4 protein-coding genes are annotated in these 4,189 nt (G+C 56.2%); all 4 read right to left on the bottom strand.

Annotated features, from left to right (window positions below; translation table 11 throughout):
• The coding region (locus LN415_09530) for an ABC transporter substrate-binding protein (GenBank protein MCJ2557325.1) at positions 1 to 1,718 on the bottom strand (1,718 nt) is incomplete at its 3' end.
• Positions 1,719 to 1,917: 199 nt separating this feature from the next.
• Complete coding sequence (locus LN415_09525; GenBank protein MCJ2557324.1) at positions 1,918 to 2,961, bottom strand: ribosomal biogenesis protein; 1,044 nt, start codon at positions 2,959 to 2,961, stop codon at positions 1,918 to 1,920.
• Between the two features lie 22 nt (positions 2,962 to 2,983).
• Positions 2,984 to 3,475: a hypothetical protein gene (locus LN415_09520; GenBank protein MCJ2557323.1), complete on the bottom strand. Its 492-nt coding sequence runs from the start codon at positions 3,473 to 3,475 to the stop codon at positions 2,984 to 2,986.
• A 45-nt stretch (positions 3,476 to 3,520) separates the two neighbouring features.
• Positions 3,521 to 4,189 (bottom strand): S-methyl-5-thioribose-1-phosphate isomerase (gene mtnA / locus LN415_09515; protein ID MCJ2557322.1); only part of this gene is annotated, 669 nt, incomplete at its 5' end.

Genomic DNA, 4,189 nt, shown 5'->3' with positions numbered 1-4,189 from the left:
AGGACCCACATCTGCATGTCACGGTTGGTCAACTTCTCCACGATTATCCCGAATGCCACCAGGTTCGCTTCTGCGTTCAACCCTACCTTCTTCATGTCGCCTGCTATCATGTTGCAGGCCTGAGCACGGATGGGATCGTAGTCCGCCTGGGGACACAGTATCTCGATCTGGTCAGCACCACCTTTCGAAGGGAGATTCCGGTATCCGTTTGCAGCATATCCCAACGGGTCGGCAGGGTCCGCCCAGAGCCCTCCAATGGTGTAGTAGTCGTCCAGATACTGTCTCGCCTTGTCCAGATCGTAATCGTATTTCGTAACGGACGCATTGTACCATTTCGTGAAGCCAGGGCTCACGGGCTGATCTCCACGAACACCGAAGTTCTGCAGCAGCGTCGTCACGATTCTCTTCTTGTCAATGACATGGGCGACTGCCTTTCTGAGCCAAAGCCCAACATCGCCCTTTGTGGGATCGTTGTCGGGATAGCCGAACGGAGCCATTCGCATATTGTAGCTGAGATAGAAGAATCCCTTCTCAGCCGTTGCCGTTATCTCCACATTCGGGTCCGAGATGAGGGGGATCACGAACTCGGGAGGAACGGACCAGGACACGACGTCTATCTCTCCCGCCTGGAGCGCGAACACGGCTGCCTGCGCGGTCTTGTATATCTTGAACAGCATCCCGTCGATGTACGGCTGATGCATGTAGCTATAGTATGAACCGCTGCACTCACCTGCCACCTGGACGCAAGCGAGAACGTCCGCTTTGTAGTCCCAGTTCTTGTCTATCTTCACCGTGACACCGGGGGTCCATTGTCCGAACGAGAACGGTCCCGTTCCAATGACCTCGTCGTCCTCCATAAGCCAGGATTCGGCGTCGCTGAACTTGAAATGGTCAGGTTCCGTTGCGGGTACGCCGTTGTTCGTTATCTCATCATAGGCGCGCTTGAAATCCGGGTGTATGCTCTCCCTCCAGTTGTTGCATACGCCATCAGTCGCCTCCAGACACAGTCTGCCCCTACCCTCCCATATGTGGCGCGGGAGGATGCTGCCTGCGTTCAGGGTCCAGTCCGTGAACCTCGCGTACGTGGCTTGCTGGTGGAAGTGAAGTGCGAACCTCAGCGATTCATTCGCACCCTTTGGTATCGCGGCGACCCAATCTGCCTCAACAGGCCAGACATGCAGCCACCTGCTCGTCGAGTAGTTGGTGCCCGGCAGGTTGTTCTTGTCCTTCAGCACATCGAGGGATGTCGTGATTGGATCCAGAGCGTTCAGATGATATGCGAAGAGAACGTCATGCATCGTTGCCTGCACGCCATCATGGAAGTAGACACCATTCAGGTCGTAGAAGGCAGTGACCTTGGACTGGTTAGTCAGCTTTGTGTATACTCCATACTCGCTCTCCTCGAACAGGCCATCGTCGTCCACATCGATCCCCAGGAGATTATAGGGAACCGGGTTTTCCGTTGCCGGGTCCACCTGGCCAACACTCTCATAGATCGGGCCCAGCACGTTCGTGCTCCAGACATCACCGATGGCGAGGATGTTCCTCGACTTCATGTCGTCCTGAGCACCGATTCTCAGAATGAGGTCTTGCCTGGTCTCTCCTGCCAGAGCTACTTGAGCCACGGCCCCGAAAAAGGCCAAGAACATAAAGGCCATCAGAATCGCAAGGGCAATCGCGCTTCTTCTCGTATCAGATCCTTTCTCTACACCAGTCATGGGTCTCCCCGTGCATTCTAAAGTCCTATGGGGTTTATAATGTATTTGGTATATTCTTTTGTAATAGCGTGCTGAAATCTGCAATGCTGTACTGGATGGGCCTCAGCCAGACAGATCGCGATATGCGACTCTCCGCGCAATGTCGATGCCCTGTTTTCGAGTCAGTATTCGTTGTGTTCGGGGCGTATGAGCGGAAGAGCTACCTCCTCTTGCCGCGATGTTTCCTTGGCACAGGGGCTTCCTTGCGGGTCTCTTTGATCCTCCTCAGCGTTTTCTCCAGGTCCTTCCTCAGCTCCCCAGCTATGAACCGCTTGGAGTAGTGGTCGGCTCTGGCCGCGATACATATCTTCCCCGCATAAGCCCTGGCAATCGCCCCTCTCTGCCAGTACGGGGATCTGTGCACATCGGGGTGCTGGAACAGCACGCCATGCTTCGGGGGTTTGGTCTTGCTCTTCAGGTGTCTGAATAACGCCCTTTCCGCGCCAAGGAGTTGAACCGTGCCACTGGGCAATCTCGCGAGCCGTTCGAGACCGCCCGCCAGATCTATGAGCCTTGCACCGATGATCGGACCCGCGATTTCGCTCACATTGGGAGCGAACGACCTCATGCCGTTCTCGATGTACGCTTGGAGCGTTGCCTTCCTCGATATCGCTTCCTCTATCATGCTTGCCAGTTCCATGATTGTCTGCTCATCTTCTGGCGTGAGTTCGAACCCAATGGACTCCACATCCTTCATCTCTGCCATCTTGTCCTTGCTCCCGAACTCGGATATCAGGCGCACATAGCTGTCTCCGTCGACGAGTTTCTCCAGCTCAGGGAAATGGAGGCCGTACCACTCCTTCAGTCTGCCGTACAGGATGTTGGCGGTCTTCTCCATGTCGTCCAGCGCGTTCACGGCCTGCGAGACATGATCGTCCCTGCCCACGGCCCGGGTCATTCTCTCCTTCGCCACGAGAATCATGGCCTCATGGAGCAGGTCACGGCCGAAGTCGTAGTCCTCGGGGCGTATGAAGGGAGGTTCAACACTGATGTTGGTCCCTCCGATCTTCTCCAGCCTCTTCTCCACGACGAAGAACTCGTCAAGGTCCTTGACAAGCTCCCTTTCCTCTCCAATGATTCTGGAATCGTTCGCCCTCCGCATCCTCGCTGCGATGTCCCGGGCGCTCTTCGGGAACAGCTTGTACTCCGAGACTCGGTCTCCGTCAAGCAGGAAGGATCCGAACCAGGTTGTAACGAGGATCATCTTACCCCCGCCGAATAGGACCTCATCTGAACTCAACCTCGAAGTGGTCTCCCTTGTGCATTATCATGATGATCTCCCGCTCCTTGAGGTACTCGACCGCCTTCTCGACCTGCTCTGGGTCGATGTTCGTGGCCTCAGATATCTTTCGGGAGAGATACGCCATGTGATCCTCCATGGGGAGGAGGAGGTCACCGGTCATCTTGAGTCGCGTGTCGATGAACTGACCTACCCGCAACTCCGTCGTGGAGTAGTATGTCTCCCTCCCCGTATGTAGGAACTCTCCCCTGTATGACCCGCACTTCGGGCATCTGTATCTCGGTATGTCCGTCTCGTCTGTGACTAGCACCAGGTCGCCCTCGCCGCAACGTTCGCATCGCAGGTCGACGAGCGACCCCTCAACGCCTTCCACGGAAAGTGCTGGGGTGGGATTGAGAAGTCCGGCGATGGCCGTCCCGCAACGCGGACAGACCGATGTGTCCTCCAAGTCGAAGTCGCACACGGGACATCTCGTCATTGTACCCATATCGGCAACGTCGTTATAGAGGTTTTCGAGCTTTGGCTACCCCTGCAAGTTCCTCAGTTCATACGGTTTGTGGATCCCCTTCTCTGTGATTATGCCTGTGATCAGATCTTTGGATGTGACGTCGAACGCCGGGTTCCTTGCCTTTGATCCTTTCGGGGCTATGCTTCTCCCACCGATGTACAGGACCTCACTCTCGCTCCTCTCCTCAATGGGGATGCTCTGACCCTCCGGGAGGGAGAAGTCTATCGTGCTCGTGGGTGCTGCGACATAGAACGGTACGTTGTTGTCCTTGGCGATCAGGGCCTTCTCGTACGTCCCTATCTTGTTCGCGACATCTCCGTTCGCCGCTATTCTGTCCGCCCCAACGAGGGCGACGTCCACCTCTCCCGACTGCATCAGGCGCCCCGCCGCGTTGTCCACGATGATTGCATAGTCTATGCCCTCGTTGGACAGCTCCCAGGCGGTCAGCTTCGCTCCCTGCAATCTTGGGCGGGTCTCGTCGACATAGACGAAAATCTTCTTGCCGTTCCTGTGCGCCTCTCTCATGGGCGCGAGGGCGGTTCCGTGGTCAACTGTCGCCAACGCTCCAGCGTTGCAGTGTGTGAGGATGGAATCTCCGTTCCTTATCACTTCATCGCCGTTCTCACCGATCCTCCTGCACATGTCCGAAATCCGAGCGGCATAGTCGTCGGCCGCCTTGACTGG

The organism is Candidatus Thermoplasmatota archaeon, from assembly GCA_022848865.1.
Taxonomy (GTDB): Archaea; Thermoplasmatota; Thermoplasmata; order RBG-16-68-12; family JAGMCJ01; genus JAGMCJ01.
This window is presented reverse-complemented; position numbering and strand designations above follow the sequence as displayed.

Bases quoted from the DNA above. Each gene is read 5' to 3' on its own strand.
- LN415_09525 (MCJ2557324.1), bottom strand. From the start codon at position 2,961: ATGATCCTCGTTACAACCTGGTTCGGATCCTTCCTGCTTGACGGAGAC.
- LN415_09520 (MCJ2557323.1), bottom strand. From the start codon at position 3,475: ATGACGAGATGTCCCGTGTGCGACTTCGACTTGGAGGACACATCGGTC.